This is a genomic window from Pseudomonas sp. KBW05, assembly GCF_003852405.1.
Lineage (GTDB): Bacteria > Pseudomonadota > Gammaproteobacteria > Pseudomonadales > Pseudomonadaceae > Aquipseudomonas.
The window spans coordinates 131,568-151,005 of the sequence record NZ_QAJM01000018.1 but is presented as its reverse complement, the minus strand read 5'-3'; the positions used below and the strand labels follow the sequence as shown (position 1 = coordinate 151,005).

Genomic DNA, 19,438 nt, shown 5'->3' with positions numbered 1-19,438 from the left:
AGAATAGATAGCTCGGCAGGAACAGAGGCGTATCTCAGCTTTCAGTGGCGCTGCGTAGCCCCCTTCAATGTGACAAAGATGCAGGCCTTTTTGGCGCCTTTGGGAAAACCCAGAAACCGTCGAGGTAGCGGCGGGTCATGTCATTCATTGCCAGCTTGCGGCCCAGGTTACCAATGATCAGGCCCGCGACCACCATCGCAATCGGTGCCGAGACGTGCAGTTCGGTGGCCATCGCCGAGCCGCCGATCACCAGGGCGAGGGTCAGCATCACTTCGATCTGGTGCTGTTCGATGCTCTTGATCATCAGGTACACCAGGTAGCCGATCAGGCCGCCGAACACCACGCCGCCAATCGCCTCATGGGCGAACAGCATCGCCGTGGCGCCGACGGTGGGGGTTTCGCCCAACTGTGCGATGCCGAGCAAGACGGTAAACACCACCACTGCCGTGCCGTCGTTGAACAGCGACTCGCCGACGATGGTGGTCTTCAAGGGTTTCGAGGCATTGGCGGTACGCAATACGCCCAATACCGCAATCGGGTCGGTAGGCGAGATCAGCGCGCCAAACAGCAGGCAGTACAGGAAGCTTACGTGCCAGCCAAACAGGGCAAAGATGTAATACGCCAGGCTGCCGATCACCACGGTGGCGATCAGCACGCCAAAGGTCGCCAGCAGGCCGATGGGCCAGCGGTAGCTGCGCAGGTCGCTCAGGTTGACGTGCAAGGCACCGGCGAACAGCAGGAACGAGAGCATCCAGTTCATCAGCAGGTCGCCGAAGTCGATCTGGCCGATCAATTGCTGGATGCGTTCTTCCAGGCCTGGGTAACCGATAAAGCTCAGGCCTTGCAGAATCAGGGAAAACAGCAGGGCCGTGACCATCACACCGATGGTGGGCGGCAGGCCGATAAAGCGGAAATTCACATAGGTGAGCAGGGTGGTGAGGCATATGAAGGCGGCGACAAGTTCAAGCATCCGGGGTCCTTGGAAGTTGGGTGTGGGTTTATCAGTGGGTGGATGGACCGCAGCAGCGGCGTGATGTTGCAAGGCAAACGCTAATTGGCTGATAGAACCTTTGCGGGTGTAGCGGTTCATAGCGGGGGAGTGCGGCTTGCGATGTTTAGTGCTAAAACTCTAATTTCTGTTTGAAAACAAAAAAGGAATCAGTGATGACGGTGGCCTTCTGGTGTGTGTTGATCGCAATTTTCCTGCCTTACCTGTGCACGGGTGTGGCCAAGTTCAGCGGCGGCAAGTTCGGGCCTCGGCAGAACCATGACCCGCGCGCGTTCCTGGAAACCCTCGATGGGTTTGCCAAGCGCGCCAACAACGCGCAGCTCAACAGCTTTGAAGTCACCCCGGCCTTTGCGGCGGCGGTGATCATCGCGCACCTGGCCGGTACGGCGGAGTTGGTGACGATCAATGTGCTGGCGGTGTTGTTTATCACCAGTCGCCTGCTCTACATCATTTGTTATGTGGCGGACTGGGCGATCCTGCGGTCGCTGGTGTGGTTCGTGGGGATGGCGTTGATTGCGAGTTTCTTCTTTATCTCGATCTAAAAGCTGGTGAAGAACCACTGTGAGAGCGGGCTTGCTCGCGAATGCGGTGTGTCAGTCAACCTATCCAATACTGACACACCGCATTCGCGAGCAAGCCCGCTCCCACATTTTGCCCTTCAGCGCCTATCAGCTCCCTGTCGTTACTTCCGGCACTTGGGGAAGCGTCGCGCCCTTGGGCCACAACATCCAGATCTGCCCCTGCTGCTTCATATTCCCCGCCAACTCACCTGCCGCTGCACCGGTGCCCCAGAACAAGTCCGCACGCACTTCGCCGGTAATGGCGCCGCCAGTGTCCTGCGCGGCCACGGGCCTGGCGATGGGCGAGCCATCCGGTTTGGTGGTCGATAGCCACAACAGACTGCCCAACGGAATCACCTTGCGATCCACTGCCACGCTGTAGCCGGCGGTCAGCGGCACGTTTAGCGAGCCGCGCGGGCCTTCGTTGCTGTCGGGGCGGGCGCTGAAGAACACGTAGCTGGGGTTGCTCGCCAGCAGTTCCGGGATACGCTGCGGATGGGCCTTGGCCCAGGCGCTGATGGCGCCCATGGTCACGTCTTCTTTCTTCAGCTCGCCTTGTTCTACCAGCCAGCGGCCGATAGGGCGGTAGGGATAGCCGTTCTGGTCGCCATAGCCCACACGCAGTTGGCGCCCGCCGGCCAATTGGATGCGGCCCGAGCCCTGGATTTGCAGGAATTGCAGGTCCATCGGATCGGTCAGCCAGGCGATCGGCTTGGCGGTCGAGCCTTGGCCGTTGATCGCGCTGGCATCGTCGTAAGGCTTGAGCACGCGACCTTCCAGGCGACCACGCAGGCGCTTGCCCTTGAGTTCGGGGTAGATGCTTTCCAGATTGACGATGATCAGGTCATCGGGCACGCCGTACACCGGCACATTGGCCTTGGCCGTCTGGGTCAGGCTGCCGGGGTAGACCGGTTCGTAGTAACCGGTGATCAAACCGTTTGGCGTGTTGTCTGCCGAACGCAGACCGAACACGTCCAGGCGCTCCTTGAGGAAACCCCGCACGGCGACGGCATTCGCCGGCACGCTGGTCGCCGCTGCGCAGGTCGCGCCCCAGATCGGGTCGGTCTTGAGGCGTTGGCAGGCGCTGCGCCAGGATTCAAAACCCGCCAGCAAGTCGCTGTCGGACACTGCCGGCAACGCGTCCCACGGTGCGCTGACATAAGTGGCAACCGCGTGGGGTTGAGCGGGCTCAGGCTTGAGCGGCTCTTTGCCTGTTTCTTTACCCGCATCACAGCCGGCCAGCAGCGCGATCATCGGCAGAGCCCACGCCAGACGGCGGGCCCAGGGGGTGGAGGTGCCATTCATACACGCAATTCCTGAAGCGATTGCCCACGCGGTGACGTTTGCGGACAACCCTTATTATTAATAGGGCTATTGGTCTTTACGGGCGGGGCGAGGATACTGGCCGCCGTTTCCCGTGACCCTGAAGCCACCATGACTTTTAAAAGACTGACCGTTGTATTGCTGGCCTGCCTGACACTGTCCGCTTGCGGCGGCGTTGATCCGAATTCGCCCCTGGGCCAGCGCAAGGCGATCTTCAAGCAGATGCTCAAGACCGGCGAAGACCTGGGTGGCATGTTGCGTGGGCGCATCCCGTTCGACGGCGCGAAATTCGCCGAGGGTGCGGTCAAGCTGGACGCGTTGTCCCATGAGCCCTGGAAACATTTCCCGAGCGTGCGTGAAGAAGATCACACCAGCGCCAAGGACGATGTCTGGCAGAAGCAGGCCCAATTCCAGCAATTGGCCCGCGACCTTGAAGCGGCCACCGGTGAATTGGTGACCGCAAGCCAAGTGCAGCCTTACAAGGCCAGCAACCTGGGGCCTGCGGTGCAGAAAGTCGAAGATGCCTGCAGCGCCTGCCATAAACAGTTCCGGGACCACTGACCGGTATTACTTGTCGAGGTCTTCCACCGCGTCCTGCAATTCCTTGCGCGACTGAGCGAGCTTGTCCTTGCGCTTGTTGATCTTCTCGGCATCGCCTTTTTTCATCGCTTTGTCGAGGTCGGCCTGACGGCGGCTGACTTCGTGCTTGGCGTCGAGCACCTTGTTTTCACGCTCTTTCTTCAAGGACGCGTCGGTGCAATTGGCGGTGACTTCGCTCAGGGCTTTTTCCAGTCCGGCTTGCTGGGCGCTGTTGCCGTGGGCCTTGGCCTGTTCGATCTGGGCGCTGATGGCTTGGCGCTTGGCGGCGCAACCGGTGAGTTGTGGCGCTTCCTGGGCCGCCAATAGCGGCGGGGCCATGAAGGTTGCGACGGTCAGCAGGGCAAAAGGGGCGAGAAATTTCATGTGGGGCTCCAAGGTCGCAATCTGATGACGGGGCAGAGGGCTCAAAAGCCATCTATTCCCGCCACGCGTAGTGTTTCAGCCAGGGCCTGTACCTGCGGGTCGCGAAAAAAAGCGCTCAATTGCGCCGCGCGACCCGGACCGATGCCGTCGATGGCCAGCCAGGCCTGGGTGTCTCTGGCGGCCAGCGTGTGCCAGCCGCCTTCCAGGTTGTTACGTGCCGCAGGCGGTACGCCGAGGGCTTTCAGCCATTGTGCAAAGGGCCGTTGCCGTGCGCTGTGCAGGCTGTCGAGCACCCGTGCACGGCTGCGATCACCGAAGCCATCAATGTTAGCAAGCTCTGCCGCATCCAGGGTCAACCAATCAAGAAAGCCTGCGATTAGACCGGCCTGGATCAATACGTTCCAGGTCTCAGAGCCCAAATGGGGCAACGACAGGCCCTGGTTGCCGCTGAGCCAGGTGAGGCGGGCCAGCAGTTGCTCTTCGCAGCCTGGGTCCAGTTGCCAGCAACTCAGGGCGTGAAAGTCCGCTGGGTCAGGCACTGCCAGGTCGACCCGTGTGGTGTTGCGCAGAATGACCTGGTCCAACCGTGGGATCACCTGGCCTGCCAGGCTGATGGATACCTGATCGCCGGGGCGTATATCCAGGGCTTGCCAACGTTTCAATGAGCCGACGCTGACGCGGGTGATCTGCCGGTCATCCAGCCACACGGGCTCCAGCTCGAGGATGGGCGTGATGCGCCCAGTGCGCCCGATGTTGAAGTGCACCTTGCGCACCAGGGCCAGGGCTTGGCTGATCGGGTACTTCCACGCGACCGCCCAATACGGCGCGCTGGTTTTCCAGCGCACGGCGGGCGCGCGCATGGCCTGGTGCAGCACCACGCCATCGCTGGCGAAGGGCAGTGGGTGGTCATACCAATAGGCGCGCCAGTGCGCGGCGTCGTTGATGTGCTGGACGGGTTGGCTATAGCGCTGGCTGTCGGGGAAACCCCAGTGCGCCAGCGTGGCCAGGCGTTCGGTGAAGGAGGTCGGCCCCTCGGGCCAGGCCCACACAAACAGGCCGATACGGGCGGCTTCGGTGTTGCTCAGGTGCTGGCGGTTCATCAGGCCCGCCACCTTGCTGCGCGCATTGAGCCCGCCGCGAGCCGATTGCACGTGATCGTGCAGGCGCCAATAGAGTTCGCCTTGCAGCACCAGGTCAATGGGCTCCGGCAGTTGCTGGACAATACCCGGGATCTTGCGGGCCGAGGTTGACCAGTCCTGGCCCAGCGCGCCGTCACCGCGGCTGATCACTTGGCTCAGTTGGCCCTGGCGATACACCAGGGTCACGGCGACGCCATCGACCTTGGGCTGGACCCAGACGTCCTGGCGCGTGCCCAGCCAAGTGCCGACGGCCTGTTCATCCAGCAGCTTTTCCAGGCCGGTGTGGGCGACCGGGTGGGGCAGGGTGCCCCGTGAACTGGCCAGCGGGTTGTCGGTTATTGCGGCGGTTCGGGGTAAACACTGACGCCAGCGGGCCAGGCGCTGGCGGGCCTGGTCGTAGAGTTCGTCGTTGACCGGGGATTGGCCGAGCCGGTGGTAACTGTCATCCCATCGGCGTATCTGTTCGGCCAGGATGTTGACCTGTGTGCGGGCGTCATCCGGGCAGTTTTCGGCCCAGGCTGAATAGGCCAGCGCGCTGAGTAGCAGAACCATCAATCGTCGCATCATGAGCATCCTTGCTCGGAAGGGACGCCCAGCCTAAATGATCCACACACCCACAAAAAAGCCCCGACAGTGCGGGGCTTTTTACCGGGTGTTTCTGCTTACTTGAACAGACCGCCCAGGGCTTTCACGGCGTCGTTCTTATCGGCCTTGGCTTCGGTGGTTTGCTGCTTGGCATCCACTTTGGCCTGGCCTTCGGCGAGTTTGTCACAACCTTTGTTGACCTGATCCTGCGCAGCTTTATAGGCCTTGACCGACAGCGTGTCGTTCTTGGCTTCAGCGGCATCGATCTTGGCTTGCAGGTCTTTGGCGTGTTGCTGGCAGTCGCCGGTTTTGCCACCCAGCTGGGAGCTGAGGGCGCCACTCAGTGCGCTCAGGTCGGTACCGGCGTGAGCTGGCAGGGCGAACAGGCTGAGCAGGAGAGCGGCAGGGGCGAGCGTGGAGATGCGCATGAAAAACCTCAATGTTCGATTGCTTGCGCGCTGGTGAATCCCGGGCTGGCGCAAGGCAATATCCAAATAAGGTGAAGGGCCCGAGAGGGCGCGGATTCTAGAGGGCCATTATTTGGCCTGCAAGGTTTGGATCCAAAAAATGTGACAGTCGCCGCGAATCACCCGGCAATAAAAAACCCTGCCGGGCGAACCCGGCAGGGTTTTGGGTGCCGCGAGTGCTTACAGGCCGGCAGCGACGCGCAGGTCGTCGGCGCGGTCGGTTTTTTCCCAGGTGAACGTGGTGAAGGTGTCGTCGCCGACGGTCTTCTGTGCAGGGGTACGACCGAAGTGGCCGTAGGCTGCGGTTTCCTGGTACATCGGGTGCAGCAGGTCGAGCATGGTGGTGATGGCGTACGGGCGCAGGTCGAAGATCTCACGAACCAGCTTGACGATCTTGTCATCGCTGATCTTGCCGGTACCGAAGGTATTCAGCGAGATCGACGTAGGCTGGGCCACGCCGATAGCGTAGGAAACCTGAATCTCGCAACGCTCGGCCAGGCCGGCCGCGACGATGTTCTTGGCCACGTAACGACCGGCGTAGGCTGCCGAACGGTCAACCTTGGATGGGTCCTTGCCGGAGAACGCGCCGCCGCCGTGACGGGCCATGCCGCCGTAGCTGTCGACGATGATCTTGCGGCCGGTCAGGCCGCAGTCGCCTACCGGGCCACCAATGATGAACTGGCCAGTCGGGTTGATGTGGAACTGGGTGTCTTTGCTCAGCAATTCAGCCGGCAGCACGTGCTTGACGATCAGCTCCATCACGCCTTCGCGCAGGTCGGCGTAGGACACGTCCGGGTTGTGCTGGGTCGACAGCACGACGGCGTCGATACCCACGACTTTGCCGCCTTCGTAGCGGCAGGTTACCTGGGACTTGGCGTCCGGGCGCAGCCACGGTAGCAGGCCGCTTTTGCGGGCTTCGGCCTGGCGTTGTACCAGCTGGTGCGAGAAGGTGATCGGTGCTGGCATCAGCACGTCGGTCTCGTTGCTGGCGTAGCCGAACATCAGGCCCTGGTCGCCGGCGCCCTGATCTTCAGGCTTGGCGCGGTCCACACCCTGGTTGATGTCGGGGGACTGCTTTCCGATGATGTTCATCACGCCGCAGGTGGCGCCGTCGAAACCGACGTCGGAGCTGTTGTAGCCGATGTCGGTGATCACATCACGGACGATCTGCTCCAGGTCAACCCAGGCGGTGGTGGTCACTTCGCCAGCGATGATCGCTACACCGGTTTTCACCAGAGTCTCGCACGCCACACGGGCGAACTTGTCTTCAGCAATGATGGCGTCCAGCACCGCGTCAGAAATCTGGTCGGCGATTTTGTCCGGATGCCCTTCAGACACGGACTCGGAGGTGAAAAGGGAGTATTCGCTCATCTCGATGTTTTCCTGATATTTACCGATGGTGAGTGTCGCCAGCCGGTCGCTGAAAATGGCGGACCTGGATCTGGAAACCATTACGTAAACCTACATAGAGGCTTTCCCCGGGAACGAGTCCCGCAGCGGTGGCCCAACGGGCCAGATCGTCCTGTTCAAAACCCAACCAGAGATCACCGCAGGCCTCCCTGGCCCAATTCTGGTTGTGGCTGCATAAATCCGTAACCAGCAGGCTACCGCCGGGGTGCAGCAGCCCGGCCATTTGCTTGAGGGCGTCGGCGGGGGCGGCGAAATGGTGCAAGACCATGTTCAGCACCACGCAGTCGGCCTTGATCGACGCGCTATTGAGCGCATCCGCCAGTTGCAGCGTGACATTGCCCAGCGCTTCGCGCTCGCACAGCTGGCGCGCCAGTTCGAGCATCGCCGGGCTGTTGTCCAGCGCGGTGACTTGCTGGAAACGTCGCGCCAGCTCCGGCAAAAAGCCGCCATCGCCAGGGCCGACTTCCAGCGCCGTGGCCTCCTCACTGAAGCTCAGCTTGTCGAGTAGCGCCAGCACGCTTTCGCGGTATTGGGCCAACCCGGCGATCAGATCCTGCTGGGCGCGAAACTTCTCGGCGACCCGTGAGAAAAAGTCCTGGCTGGCCGCCGCGCGTTGCCCGTGGACCTGGCCGATGCGGGCTTGCACATCGCCAGGCAGGCCCAGGCTGTCCACTTCGTCGAGTAGGGCCGCGTGCAGCTTGCCGCCCAGCAGTTCGGTGTGGGGCAGGGCGCGGCGGTAGAAAATCGCATTGCCCTCGCGGCGGGTCGCCACCAGAGCGGCCTGGGCCAGTACCTTCAAGTGGTGGCTCATGCCCGACTGGCCGATGGCGAAGATCTGCGCCAGTTCCAGTACGCCAAACGAGTCGTTGGCCAGTGCGCGCAGCACGTTCAGACGCAACGGATCGCCAGCGGCCTTGCACAAGGCTGCCAGTTCATCGCCGTCGTCGGGACGCAGGGAGGGCACGGGTAGATTCATAATGGCCAGCAGTCTAGAGACGGGGGGTAATCCTCGCAAGGCCAATATCAAAAAGTTTTGATATTGATCGATAAGTGGCGGTTATAAGCGACCGCGATAACCTTTAGACGAACGGGTGACCGGTTTCTGCAAGGGAATGGCGCCCCAAGCACAGGAAAAACCGCTCAAGTGACTATCTGTCATTGCCCGCAGGCGGTGGCTGAGGGAAAATGCCGGTCCTTTTTTCCGTTTCTTTTATGCAAACCCCCAGGAGATCAGCGATGCCCAGCCGTCGTGAGCGTGCCAACGCCATTCGTGCCCTCAGCATGGATGCCGTGCAAAAAGCCAACAGCGGCCATCCCGGTGCCCCGATGGGCATGGCGGATATCGCCGAGGTACTTTGGCGTGACTACCTGAAGCACAACCCGACCAACCCATCGTTCGCCGACCGTGACCGCTTTGTGCTGTCCAACGGCCATGGCTCGATGTTGATCTATTCGCTGCTGCACCTGACCGGCTACGACGTCACCATCGACGATCTGAAAAGCTTCCGCCAGTTGCACAGCCGCACCCCGGGTCACCCGGAATTCGGCTACACCCCTGGCGTCGAGACCACCACCGGTCCTCTGGGCCAAGGCCTGGCCAACGCCGTTGGTTTCGCGCTGGCGGAAAAAGTCCTGGGCGCGCAGTTCAATCGCCCTGGCCACGACATCGTCGATCACCACACCTATGTGTTCCTGGGTGATGGCTGCATGATGGAAGGCATTTCCCACGAAGTCGCTTCCCTGGCCGGTACCCTGGGCCTGGGCAAGCTGATTGCCTTCTACGATGACAACGGCATCTCCATCGACGGCGAAGTCGAAGGCTGGTTCACCGATGACACCCCGAAGCGCTTCGAAGCCTACAACTGGCAAGTGATCCGCAACGTCGACGGTCACGACCCGGAAGAGATCAAGACCGCCATCGACACCGCGCGCAAGAGCGCGCAGCCGACCCTGATCTGCTGCAAGACCACCATCGGTTTCGGTTCGCCGAACAAGCAAGGTAAAGAAGACTGCCACGGCGCCCCATTGGGTGACGCGGAAATCGCCCTGACCCGTGCTGCTCTGAAGTGGAACCACGGCCCGTTCGAAATCCCGGCCGATATCTACGCCGAGTGGGATGCGAAAGAAAAAGGCCTGGCCACCGAAGCCGAGTGGGACCAGCGCTTTGCTGCCTACTCCGCTGAATTCCCGGAACTTGCCAACGAGCTGGTCCGCCGCCTCGCCGGTGACCTGCCTGCCGACTTCTCGGAAAAAGCCTCGGCCTACATCGCCGAAGTCGCGGCCAAGGGCGAGACCATCGCCAGCCGTAAAGCCAGCCAGAACACCCTGAACGCCTTTGGCCCGCTGCTGCCGGAGATTCTTGGCGGTTCGGCTGACCTGGCCGGTTCCAACCTGACCCTGTGGAAAGGTTGCAAAGGCGTATCGGCTGAAGACGCCAGCGGCAACTACATGTACTACGGCGTACGTGAGTTCGGCATGAGCGCCATCATGAACGGCGTGTCCCTGCACGGCGGCCTGGTGCCTTACGGCGCGACCTTCCTGATGTTCATGGAATACGCGCGCAACGCCGTGCGTATGGCTGCGCTGATGAAGAAGCGCGTGATCCACGTCTACACCCACGACTCCATCGGTCTGGGCGAAGACGGCCCGACGCACCAGCCGGTCGAGCAACTGACCAGCCTGCGTACCACGCCGAACCTGGACACCTGGCGCCCAGCCGACGCGGTGGAGTCCGCCGTGGCCTGGAAGCACGCCATCGAGCGTAAGGACGGCCCTTCGGCGCTGATCTTCTCCCGCCAGAACCTGCAACACCAGGTGCGTACCGACGCGCAGATCGCCGACATTGCCCGTGGCGGTTATGTGCTGAAGGACTGTGCTGGCGAGCCGGAGCTGATCCTGATCTCCACCGGTTCCGAAGTGGGCCTGACCGTTCAGGCGTACGACAAGCTGACCGAGCAAGGCCGCAAGGTGCGCGTGGTGTCGATCCCGTGCACCAGCGTGTTCGATGCCCAGGACGCAGGCTACAAGCAATCGGTTCTGCCGTTGCAGGTCAGCGCGCGTATCGCCATCGAAGCGGCTCACGCCGACTACTGGTACAAGTACGTGGGCCTGGAAGGCCGCGTGATCGGCATGACCACCTACGGTGAGTCGGCGCCGGCGCCAGCGTTGTTCGAAGAGTTCGGTTTCACCCTGGACAACATCCTGGGTCAGGCTGAAGAGCTGCTGGAAGACTAAGGCTGTAAATTGGGGTGGCTGTACTGACGCCTTCGCGAGCAAGCCCGCTCCCACACTTGACCGAGTTCCAGCATGAGAATGCGGTCAAAATGTGGGAGCGGGCTTGCTCGCGAAAGCGGTCTGACAGCCACCCCTTTACCCAAGGTAATCGAGAACCCCATGCCTCAACCGCGTCCCTACAAAGTTGCACTCAACGGCTACGGCCGCATTGGTCGTTGCGTCTTGCGTGCTCTGTTCGAGCGAGGGGCGGCTGCCGGGTTTGAAATTGTTGCGATCAATGATTTGGCCGACATGGCCAGCATCGAATACCTGACACGCTTTGACTCCACCCACGGCCGGTTCCCCGGCGAAGTGCGGGTCGAGGGCGATTGTCTGCATATTAATGGCAACTGCGTGCAGGTCCTGCGCAGTGCCACCCCCGAGGGCATCGACTGGAAAGCACTGGGCGTCGACCTGGTGCTGGAATGTTCCGGTGTCTATCACACCCGTGCCGATGGCCAGCGTTTCCTCGACGCCGGCGCGCCACGTGTGCTGTTTTCCCAGCCGATGGCCAGCGAGGCGGATGTCGACGCCACCATCGTCTACGGCATCAACCAGGATTGCCTGACCGGCGAAGAACTGCTGGTGTCCAACGCGTCCTGTACCACCAACTGCAGCGTGCCGCTGTTGCGCCTGCTGGACCAGGCGATCGGCCTGGATTACGTGTCGATCACCACCATTCACTCGGCGATGAACGACCAGCCGGTGATCGACGCCTACCACCACGAAGACCTGCGCCGCACCCGCTCGGCGTTCCAGTCGGTGATTCCGGTGTCTACCGGCCTGGCGCGTGGTATCGAGCGACTGCTGCCGGAACTTGCCGGGCGAATCCAGGCCAAAGCCGTACGGGTGCCGACGGTGAACGTGTCTTGCCTGGACATCACCATGCAGACCGTGAGCGACACCGATGCCGTGGAGGTCAACCGGATCCTGCGCGACGCCGCCACCAGCGGCCCGCTCAAAGGCCTTTTGGCCTACACCGAGTTGCCCCACGCCAGTTGTGATTTCAACCATGACCCGCATTCGGCGATTGTCGATGCCAGCCAGACCCGCGTTTCCGGCCCCCGGCTGGTGAACATCCTGGCCTGGTTCGACAACGAATGGGGTTTTGCCAACCGCATGCTGGATGTTGCGGAACATTATCTGCACATCGCTTCTAAACAACCTCAACAGTAATTCAGGAACTGCGACCCATGACCGTGTTGAAGATGACCGACCTCGATCTGCAAGGTAAGCGCGTACTGATCCGCGAAGACCTCAACGTCCCAGTCAAGGACGGTGTTGTCACCAGCGATGCGCGAATCCTGGCCTCGCTGCCGACCATCAAGCTGGCCCTGGAAAAAGGTGCGGCCGTGATGGTCTGCTCCCACTTGGGTCGCCCGACCGAAGGTGAGTTCTCCGCCGAAAACAGCCTCAAGCCTGTAGCCGATTACCTCAGCAAAGCCCTGGGCCGCGACGTGCCGCTGGTGGCTGACTACCTGGGTGGCGTTGACGTCAAAGCCGGCGATATCGTGCTGTTCGAAAACGTGCGCTTCAACAAAGGCGAGAAAAAGAACAGCGACGAACTGGCCCAGCAATACGCGGCGCTGTGCGATGTGTTCGTGATGGACGCCTTCGGCACCGCGCACCGTGCCGAGGGTTCGACCCACGGCGTAGCCAAGTTTGCCAAGGTTGCCGCTGCTGGCCCGTTGCTGGCGGCTGAACTGGATGCACTGGGCAAGGCCCTGGGCGCTCCGGCGCAACCGATGGCGGCCATCGTTGCCGGTTCCAAAGTCTCCACCAAGCTGGACGTACTCAACAGCCTGAGCCAGATCTGCAACCAACTGATCGTTGGCGGCGGCATCGCCAACACTTTCCTGGCCGCAGCCGGTCACCCGGTGGGCAAGTCCCTGTACGAACCGGACCTGCTGGATACCGCCCGCGCCATTGCCGCTAAAGTCAGCGTGCCATTGCCGGTGGACGTGGTGGTTGCCAAGGAATTCGCCGAGAGCGCCGCCGCCACCGTCAAGCTGATCGCTGACGTGGCCGATGACGACATGATCCTGGACATCGGCCCGCAAACCGCAGCCAACTTCGCTGAACTGCTGAAGGCTTCCCAGACCATCCTGTGGAACGGTCCGGTCGGCGTGTTCGAGTTCGACCAGTTCGGCAACGGCACCAAAGTGCTGGCCAAAGCCATTGCTGAAAGCTCGGCGTTCTCGATTGCCGGTGGTGGCGACACCCTGGCGGCCATCGATAAATATGGCGTTGCTGATCAGATCTCCTACATTTCTACCGGTGGCGGCGCGTTCCTCGAGTTCGTCGAGGGCAAAGTGTTGCCGGCCGTTGAAGTGCTGGAAACCCGAGCCAAAGGCTAAAGCGGGTGATGCGGAAAAGGAGCCTTCCCATGATCAAGTCGTTGGCACTGGTGATTGCAGCGGGCCTGTTGGCCGGCTGCGGCAGCACGCCAAATGCGGCGCCCGAGGCCGGAACGCCTGGGGTGCAGGCGAAAAAAAGCTGCTACCAGGCTGACTGGCAAGCCGAGACCATGCCGGTGATCAACAAGCGCATCGGCAATGAGCGGCTAGAGAAATACGACGCCGCGCCCAACGGTCAGGAACAGGGTTGTCCTTGACGGGTCTGATCAACTGGCGGCCAACGGTCGCCTCACGAGGATTGGCAATGAAAGGCGTTTTCGCCCTGGCAGCCCTGGCCCTGTTGGCCGGCTGCAGCAGCATGAACATGTTCAACAGCAAGGCAGAAACTGCCGACAAGTGGACCACCTGGACTTGCGACAGCAAGGCCGAGGTCAACTGGCGCTTTGCCAATGCGGCTAAATCCGAGGTGGATGTACGCCTCGGCGGTTCCGATCAGGTCTACCACCTGAAACAAGACGTGGCCGCCTCGGGTGTGCTGTACGCCAACGACCAATTGGCGTTTCACACAAAAGGTGAGGAAGGCCTGGTTTACTGGGTTGCCACCGATGATTTGATCGGCCGTGGCTGCAAGGCCCAATAAGAACTCGATCTCAAGACAAATGAGATCCAAATGTGGGAGCGGGCTTGCTCGCGAAAGCGGTGGGTCAGCTGACGAATTCGGTAACTGTCACACCGCTTTCGCGAGCAAGCCCGCTCCCACAGAAAATCCGGCTCCAAAGTGGCATCAGTTGCGAGCCGGACACTGCAATAACGATTCAGCAAACCAGGTTTTACAGCCTGGCCTGCAATAACTTGAATAGCAGCCGCCGCTACGGCAGGCTTGCACGATTAACGACCCTCGACCGGGAGAGACAACACAATGGCACTTATCAGCATGCGTCAAATGCTGGACCACGCAGCCGAGTTCGGCTACGGCGTCCCAGCCTTTAACGTCAACAACCTTGAGCAGATGCGCGCCATCATGGAAGCCGCTGACAAGACCGACTCCCCCGTGATCGTCCAGGCTTCGGCCGGTGCCCGCAAATATGCCGGCGCGCCGTTCCTGCGTCACTTGATCCTCGCGGCCATCGAAGAATTCCCACACATCCCGGTGTGCATGCACCAGGACCACGGCACCAGCCCTGACGTGTGCCAGCGCTCCATCCAACTGGGCTTCAGCTCGGTGATGATGGACGGTTCCCTCGGCGAAGACGGCAAGACCCCAACCGACTACGAGTACAACGTACGCGTTACCCAACAAACCGTTGCCCTGGCCCACGCCTGCGGCGTGTCGGTTGAAGGCGAGCTGGGCTGCCTGGGTTCCCTGGAAACCGGTATGGCCGGCGAAGAAGACGGCATCGGCGCCGAAGGCGTGCTGGATCACAGCCAGATGCTGACCGACCCGGAAGAAGCTGCTGACTTCGTGAAAAAGACCCAAGTTGACGCCCTGGCCATCGCCATCGGTACCAGCCACGGCGCCTACAAGTTCACCAAGCCACCTACCGGTGACGTGCTGGCCATCGACCGCATCAAGGAAATCCACAAACGCATCCCCAACACCCACCTGGTGATGCACGGCTCTTCCTCGGTACCGCAAGAATGGCTGGCGATCATCAACCAGTACGGTGGCGACATCAAAGAAACCTACGGCGTACCGGTTGAAGAAATCGTCGAAGGCATCAAGCACGGCGTGCGCAAGGTCAACATCGACACCGACCTGCGTTTGGCGTCCACCGGTGCGATGCGTCGCCTGATGGCCACCAACCCGAGCGAGTTCGACCCGCGTAAGTTCTTTGGTGCGACTGTGACCGCGATGCGGGATGTGTGTATCGCTCGCTACGAAGCGTTCGGTACTGCCGGTAATGCTTCGAAGATCAAGCCTATCTCGCTGGAAGCGATGTACCAGCGGTATTTGAAAGGTGAGTTGAACGCTAAGGTCAACTAAGCCCTGAGTGTTTGAAAAGAAGCCCGCAGCGATGCGGGCTTTTTTGTGCCGGCGGATTCAAACAACGGTAAAACGTAGATTCTGCGAGATGACAGTGTAAGTTCCGGATGCATTTGTCTGTTCGAAATAAATGTCGTAGGTACCAGGTGAGTTGAATTTGAACGCCGCCTCCGCCTCGTAATGCTCTCGTTTATTGGAAATTAATTCCTGCAAGCGCGCGGCGGTCAGCAGAGTGGTGATAACAGTCACCGTCGGGAAACCGGCAGAGGGAACCGGGTACAAATAATAGGTCACCGTGTCATTGATTCGTGTGTCTATGTCGAGCAGGTGATAGATGACGAGATACCTGATATTGATACGGACTACTGGCAAAGTCTGAGGGCCGGTGTAAAAATTCCCAGGTGGCACCGCGTTATGTATCTTGGGTTGGTTGCCCGATGCAAAACCAGAGACAGGAGCTTGAGCAATAGTAACTAAGCTGGGCATTAACTACTCCAGGGTAACGTGGCTATCCGCAGGACAATGTTTGGCTCAGTCCTCAGCGATTCAGTCGCGTCCGACGTTGTGATCTGAGTGCGGTGCCGTGTGTTAAGTCTAAAGTGGGTTGGTGTGCCCGCCACCTGTGAAACTTTACAGTTTTTATAGGTGTTCGCTATATCGATGGTTTTTTCCATTCCTCAGCGTGCTGAAGAGTGAAAAAAACCAGTGCTGACAGAGTGTCAGTGTTCAGTCGTGATCAATATCCAACTTCGCAAACGTCACCCGCGCCCCTTCCTTACTATCCCCACTGTTGTCCTGCACATACACCCCCGCCTTGAAATACAACGGCTTGGCCCCCCACGCCGCACCAATGCGCTCATTCCACTGCCCATCAGCGGCATACACACTGAGCAGCCCGGCTTTATTCAAATTAATGACATAGGTAAAGCTTTTCTCCAGCGGCACATTGGACGCCACGGTAATCACCCGCCCTTCACCATCATCCGGGCGCATCCTCACCTTGGCGACGATATTGCCGGTCTGGGTCTTCTCCTTGAATTGATACTCCAGCTTGATCAGCGGTTTCTGGCTGTCATAGGCATGGATCTGCCCGATAACGACTTTGCCTGAGGAGGGCACCTGATTGACCTCCAACGTGGCGCGCAGGAAGTTGTTCGCATCCGGGTAGGTCCAGTTGCGCAATCGCCCGTCGGCGTAGGTCTCACGCAATTCGCTGCGTGGGTAAATGGCGTTTTCCGTGCGGGTACCGGTGACGGGTGTCCAGAATTGCACGTTGCTGCCTTCGGCCTGGAAGTATTGGTCGTTGAAGCCGCTGAGCAACTTCGGCGTGTCGATGGTCGCGGGGGGCGAGCCGACTGGGATGCTGAGGTTCCAGGTGGAAAGATCGATCATGGTGTAGGCCTTTTACAGAAGGTGAAGGCTTTGGCCCGTGGGCCAGACGGGTTCTTTATAGGCGGTGGTCCCGCGGTTGTTAAACATTTTCTGACGATTTATTGGCGCCAAAGGAATGCCAAAAAGCCATGTTTCCCATGATTCGTGGCCTGTAGGGGTTGACCGTTAGTCGGCTTCCTGAGCTTTGAGTCAATGATGGCACCCGCGTCACTTCTGCTTTGTAGGAACCGGGTCTAGAGTGAGCCCTCAGGGTTTGTCCGGGTTTTCTCTCAAAAATGACCGGAATGGCTCCTTAAGGAAGAGACGTAGCATGGATTGCGCTCCACATAACGGCGATGGCAGTTCGGTTCTTCTGGTGGTCGATGACTACCCGGAAAACCTCATCAGCATGCGTGCGCTTTTACAGCGTGAGGACTGGCGGGTAATGACCGCCGCTTCCGGGCTGGAAGCGTTGGAATTGCTGCTGGCCCATGAAGTCGACCTGGTTTTGCTCGACGTACGCATGCCCGGCATGGACGGGTTTGAAGTGGCGCGGCTGATGCGCGGCAGCCAACGCACACGCATGACGCCGATCATCTTCCTCACCGCTCACGCCCAATCCCCCGCCGCGGTGCTGGAAGGCTATGCCAGCGGTGCGATCGACTACCTGTTCAAACCCTTCGATCCGCATATCCTCAAGCCCAAGGTGCAGGCGCTGCTGGAGCACCAGCGTAATCGCCGGGCGTTGCAGCGCTTGAGCCACGACCTGGAATCGGCCCGCGCCTTCAATGCGTCGGTGCTGGACAACGCCGCCGAAGGCATCCTGGTGGTGGGTGAGGGCAGCGTGATCCAGTACGCCAACCCGGCGATCTCGCGGCTGCTGAATGCGACGATGGCCGAGTTGCAGGGTGAGAGTTTCTTGAGTTTTCTGCAAAAACCCCATGTGCCCGCCTGGTTGAGCTTCCCGATGTACGAGGCGTATTGCAACGGTGAGACCTGGCGCCAGCATGACGCCATTTTGCGCACCAGTCGCGGCCAGCAGGTGCCGGTGGCTTTATCCAGCGCGCCACTGCCCAGCGAGCAGAAGGCCATGGTGGTGACGGTGCTGGACATGTCCGAAGTGCGTCACCTGCACCAGCAACTGGAGTTCCAGGCGGTCACTGACCCGTTGACCGGCTTGCTGAACCGGCGCGGTTTCCATCAGGCCGTGGAAAGCACGTTGCTGCGCAGCGAGCGTAACGACCACGCGCTGGTGTTGTTGTACCTGGACCTCGATGGTTTCAAACGGGTCAACGACTCGTTGGGGCACGATGCGGGGGATCGGGTGCTGCGCTGGGTGTCGGAGCAAATGCAGGCGTGCCTGCGTTCCGGTGACATTCTGGGGCGCATGGGTGGGGATGAATTCACCGCATTGCTGGAGCTGGAATTCCCCGAGCAAGCGGCGAAGATTGCGGAAAAACTCATCGAGCGCGTGTCGATCTGCCAACAGATCGAAGGCCTGGATGTGATGCTCGGGGTGAGTATCGGCATCGCCACCTTCCCCGATTGCGGCGCGGACTTGAGCGGCCTGCTGCGTGCAGCGGACATCGCCATGTACGAAGCCAAGCGCGCGGGGCGTCAGCAGTATCGTTATTACGACCAGGAAATGAACGGCCGCGCCCGCTCACGGCTGATGCTCGAAGACAGTGTGCGTACGGCCATCGAGAACAAGGACTTCACCCTAGTGTACCAGCCCCAGGTATCGGTGGAGGATGGGCGCTTGCGTGGCGTCGAAGCGTTGTTGCGCTGGCAGCACCCCAGCGTCGGCGATGTGCCGCCGGGGCTGTTTTTGCCGCTGCTGGAAGAGGCACGCCTGATCAGCCAGTTGAGCGCCTGGATCTACCTGCAAGTCGCGGCCCAGCGCCAGGCGTGGCAATCGACCTTCGACCCTGAGTTGGTGCTGAGTGTCAGCCTGAGCAGCAACCAGTTCAATATGCCCAACCTCGCGGCCCAGCTGCAGCAGGTGCTGGAGCGACATGGTTTGCAGGGGCGCCAGTTGGAGGTGGAGATTGGTGAAGACAGCTTGACCAGCAACCTGGAAGAGTCCGCCAAACAACTCAAGCTGCTGCGCCAGGTGGGGGTGCGGATCGCCCTGGATGATTTCGGCATGGGCCATTGTTCCCTGGCCCACCTGCGTGACCTGGATTTCGACACCCTCAAGCTCGACCCGCAGTTGGTCTCGCGCCTGCCGGGTTCGCCGCGGGATGCGGCGATGGCGCGCAGCATCATCGAGCTGTGCGGGCATTTTGATGTGCTGGTGGTCGCCGAAGGCGTGGCGACGCAGGCCCAGGCCGAGTGGCTCAAGGCCAATGGTTGCCCGTTTATCCAGGGGCCGTGGGTGGCGCAACCGTTGATGGCGCACGAGATCGCGGCCTGGACGCCCCCTCGCCTGAGCTGAATTCGCTACACTGGCGGCCATTCGAACCCTGTTGCAGATCCCATGACCGCGCTGAAATACCTCCAGGCCTATCCCGCCGCTCTCCAGGAGCAAGTGCGCCAATTGATCGCCAAAGACCAGTTGGGCGCCTACCTGGAGCAGCGTTACCCCGAGCGCCACGCCGTGCAAAGTGACAAGGCCCTGTACGCCTACGCGTTGGCCTTGAAGCAGGAACATCTGCGCAACGCGCCGGCCATCGACAAAGTGCTGTTCGATAACCGCCTCGACCTGACCCACCGCGCCCTCGGCCTGCACACCACGATTTCACGGGTGCAGGGCGGTAACCTGAAGTCGAAGAAAGAAATCCGCATTGCCGCGCTGTTCAAGGACGCGGCGCCGGAGTTCCTGCGCATGATCGTGGTACACGAGCTGGCGCACTTCAAGGAATCGGACCACAACAAGGCGTTCTATAAACTCTGCGACTACATGATGCCGGGCTACCATCAGGTGGAATTCGACCTGCGGGTGTACCTCACGTATCGCGACCTGCAAGGCAAACCCTGAGCGCACAAGGCGATTGA

At 60.6% G+C, this 19,438-nt stretch carries 18 protein-coding genes and 1 pseudogene; 10 read left to right on the top strand and 9 right to left on the bottom strand.

Annotation, left to right across the window (positions count from 1 at the left end):
• Positions 1–109: 109 nt before the first annotated feature.
• Positions 110–970: pseudogene (locus DBR46_RS17835) on the bottom strand (cation:proton antiporter); the annotation flags it as partial.
• Positions 971–1,164: 194 nt separating this feature from the next.
• Between DBR46_RS17835 and DBR46_RS17830 the strand changes: the two are divergent.
• The gene (locus DBR46_RS17830) at positions 1,165–1,551 is read left to right on the top strand and encodes an MAPEG family protein (RefSeq protein ID WP_124527243.1); all 387 of its coding nucleotides are present in this window, start codon (positions 1,165–1,167) and stop codon (positions 1,549–1,551) included.
• Between the two features lie 126 nt (positions 1,552–1,677).
• Here DBR46_RS17830 and DBR46_RS17825 read toward each other — a convergent pair whose 3' ends face one another.
• Positions 1,678–2,874, bottom strand: a complete 1,197-nt coding sequence (locus tag DBR46_RS17825) for a murein transglycosylase A (protein ID WP_124527242.1) — start codon at positions 2,872–2,874, stop codon at positions 1,678–1,680.
• A gap of 129 nt (positions 2,875–3,003) precedes the next feature.
• Between DBR46_RS17825 and DBR46_RS17820 the strand changes: the two genes are divergently transcribed.
• The gene (locus DBR46_RS17820) at positions 3,004–3,453 is read left to right on the top strand and encodes a cytochrome c (RefSeq protein WP_028618262.1); all 450 of its coding nucleotides are present in this window, start codon (positions 3,004–3,006) and stop codon (positions 3,451–3,453) included.
• Positions 3,454–3,459: 6 nt separating this feature from the next.
• On the opposite strand, the gene DBR46_RS17815 is transcribed toward DBR46_RS17820, so the two are convergent.
• The 5 genes from DBR46_RS17815 to DBR46_RS17795 all read right to left on the bottom strand — a co-directional run bounded on the left by DBR46_RS17815 (position 3,460) and on the right by DBR46_RS17795 (position 8,432).
• Entirely contained in the window at positions 3,460–3,855 is a 396-nt protein-coding gene (locus DBR46_RS17815; protein ID WP_124527241.1) for a DUF1090 domain-containing protein, read from the bottom strand.
• Between the two features lie 41 nt (positions 3,856–3,896).
• Positions 3,897–5,561, bottom strand: a complete 1,665-nt coding sequence (gene ligB, locus DBR46_RS17810; protein ID WP_124527240.1) for an NAD-dependent DNA ligase LigB — start codon at positions 5,559–5,561, stop codon at positions 3,897–3,899.
• 95 nt (positions 5,562–5,656) lie between these two features.
• Positions 5,657–6,007 carry a hypothetical protein gene (locus DBR46_RS17805; protein ID WP_124527239.1) on the bottom strand — a complete coding sequence of 117 codons (351 nt, stop codon included), beginning with the start codon at positions 6,005–6,007 and terminating at the stop codon, positions 5,657–5,659.
• A gap of 219 nt (positions 6,008–6,226) precedes the next feature.
• Positions 6,227–7,417: a methionine adenosyltransferase gene (gene metK / locus DBR46_RS17800; protein WP_017735693.1), complete on the bottom strand. Its 1,191-nt coding sequence runs from the start codon at positions 7,415–7,417 to the stop codon at positions 6,227–6,229.
• A gap of 19 nt (positions 7,418–7,436) precedes the next feature.
• On the bottom strand, positions 7,437–8,432 hold the full coding sequence (locus tag DBR46_RS17795; protein ID WP_124527238.1) for a metalloregulator ArsR/SmtB family transcription factor: 996 nt from the start codon (positions 8,430–8,432) through the stop codon (positions 7,437–7,439).
• A gap of 260 nt (positions 8,433–8,692) precedes the next feature.
• Between DBR46_RS17795 and tkt the strand changes: the two genes are divergently transcribed.
• The 6 genes from tkt to fba all read left to right on the top strand — a co-directional run bounded on the left by tkt (position 8,693) and on the right by fba (position 15,070).
• Positions 8,693–10,690, top strand: a complete 1,998-nt coding sequence (gene tkt / locus DBR46_RS17790) for a transketolase (RefSeq protein ID WP_124527237.1) — start codon at positions 8,693–8,695, stop codon at positions 10,688–10,690.
• Between the two features lie 159 nt (positions 10,691–10,849).
• Positions 10,850–11,905 carry an erythrose-4-phosphate dehydrogenase gene (gene epd, locus DBR46_RS17785; protein ID WP_124527236.1) on the top strand — a complete coding sequence of 352 codons (1,056 nt, stop codon included), beginning with the start codon at positions 10,850–10,852 and terminating at the stop codon, positions 11,903–11,905.
• 17 nt (positions 11,906–11,922) lie between these two features.
• Complete coding sequence (locus DBR46_RS17780) at positions 11,923–13,086, top strand: phosphoglycerate kinase (RefSeq protein WP_124527235.1); 1,164 nt, start codon at positions 11,923–11,925, stop codon at positions 13,084–13,086.
• A 29-nt stretch (positions 13,087–13,115) separates the two neighbouring features.
• The gene (locus DBR46_RS17775; RefSeq protein ID WP_124527234.1) at positions 13,116–13,343 is read left to right on the top strand and encodes a hypothetical protein; all 228 of its coding nucleotides are present in this window, start codon (positions 13,116–13,118) and stop codon (positions 13,341–13,343) included.
• A 47-nt stretch (positions 13,344–13,390) separates the two neighbouring features.
• Positions 13,391–13,726 carry an MliC family protein gene (locus DBR46_RS17770; RefSeq protein ID WP_124527233.1) on the top strand — a complete coding sequence of 112 codons (336 nt, stop codon included), beginning with the start codon at positions 13,391–13,393 and terminating at the stop codon, positions 13,724–13,726.
• Between the two features lie 279 nt (positions 13,727–14,005).
• Positions 14,006–15,070, top strand: coding sequence for a class II fructose-bisphosphate aldolase (gene fba, locus DBR46_RS17760; protein ID WP_017735686.1), 1,065 nt, complete (start codon positions 14,006–14,008; stop codon positions 15,068–15,070).
• Between the two features lie 57 nt (positions 15,071–15,127).
• Here fba and DBR46_RS17755 read toward each other — a convergent pair whose 3' ends face one another.
• Positions 15,128–15,556, bottom strand: coding sequence for a hypothetical protein (locus tag DBR46_RS17755; RefSeq protein WP_124527231.1), 429 nt, complete (start codon positions 15,554–15,556; stop codon positions 15,128–15,130).
• Between the two features lie 240 nt (positions 15,557–15,796).
• Entirely contained in the window at positions 15,797–16,462 is a 666-nt protein-coding gene (locus DBR46_RS17750) for a polysaccharide lyase family 7 protein (protein WP_124527230.1), read from the bottom strand.
• A 310-nt stretch (positions 16,463–16,772) separates the two neighbouring features.
• Here DBR46_RS17750 and DBR46_RS17745 point away from each other — a divergent pair, with 310 nt between their 5' ends.
• Together DBR46_RS17745 and DBR46_RS17740 are read left to right on the top strand one after the other, a co-directional pair.
• Positions 16,773–18,878 (top strand): bifunctional diguanylate cyclase/phosphodiesterase, encoded by a 2,106-nt coding sequence (locus DBR46_RS17745; protein ID WP_124527229.1) that lies wholly within the window; start codon positions 16,773–16,775, stop codon positions 18,876–18,878.
• A gap of 42 nt (positions 18,879–18,920) precedes the next feature.
• The gene (locus DBR46_RS17740; protein ID WP_017735682.1) at positions 18,921–19,421 is read left to right on the top strand and encodes a M48 family metallopeptidase; all 501 of its coding nucleotides are present in this window, start codon (positions 18,921–18,923) and stop codon (positions 19,419–19,421) included.
• The last annotated feature ends 17 nt before the right edge of the window (positions 19,422–19,438 follow it).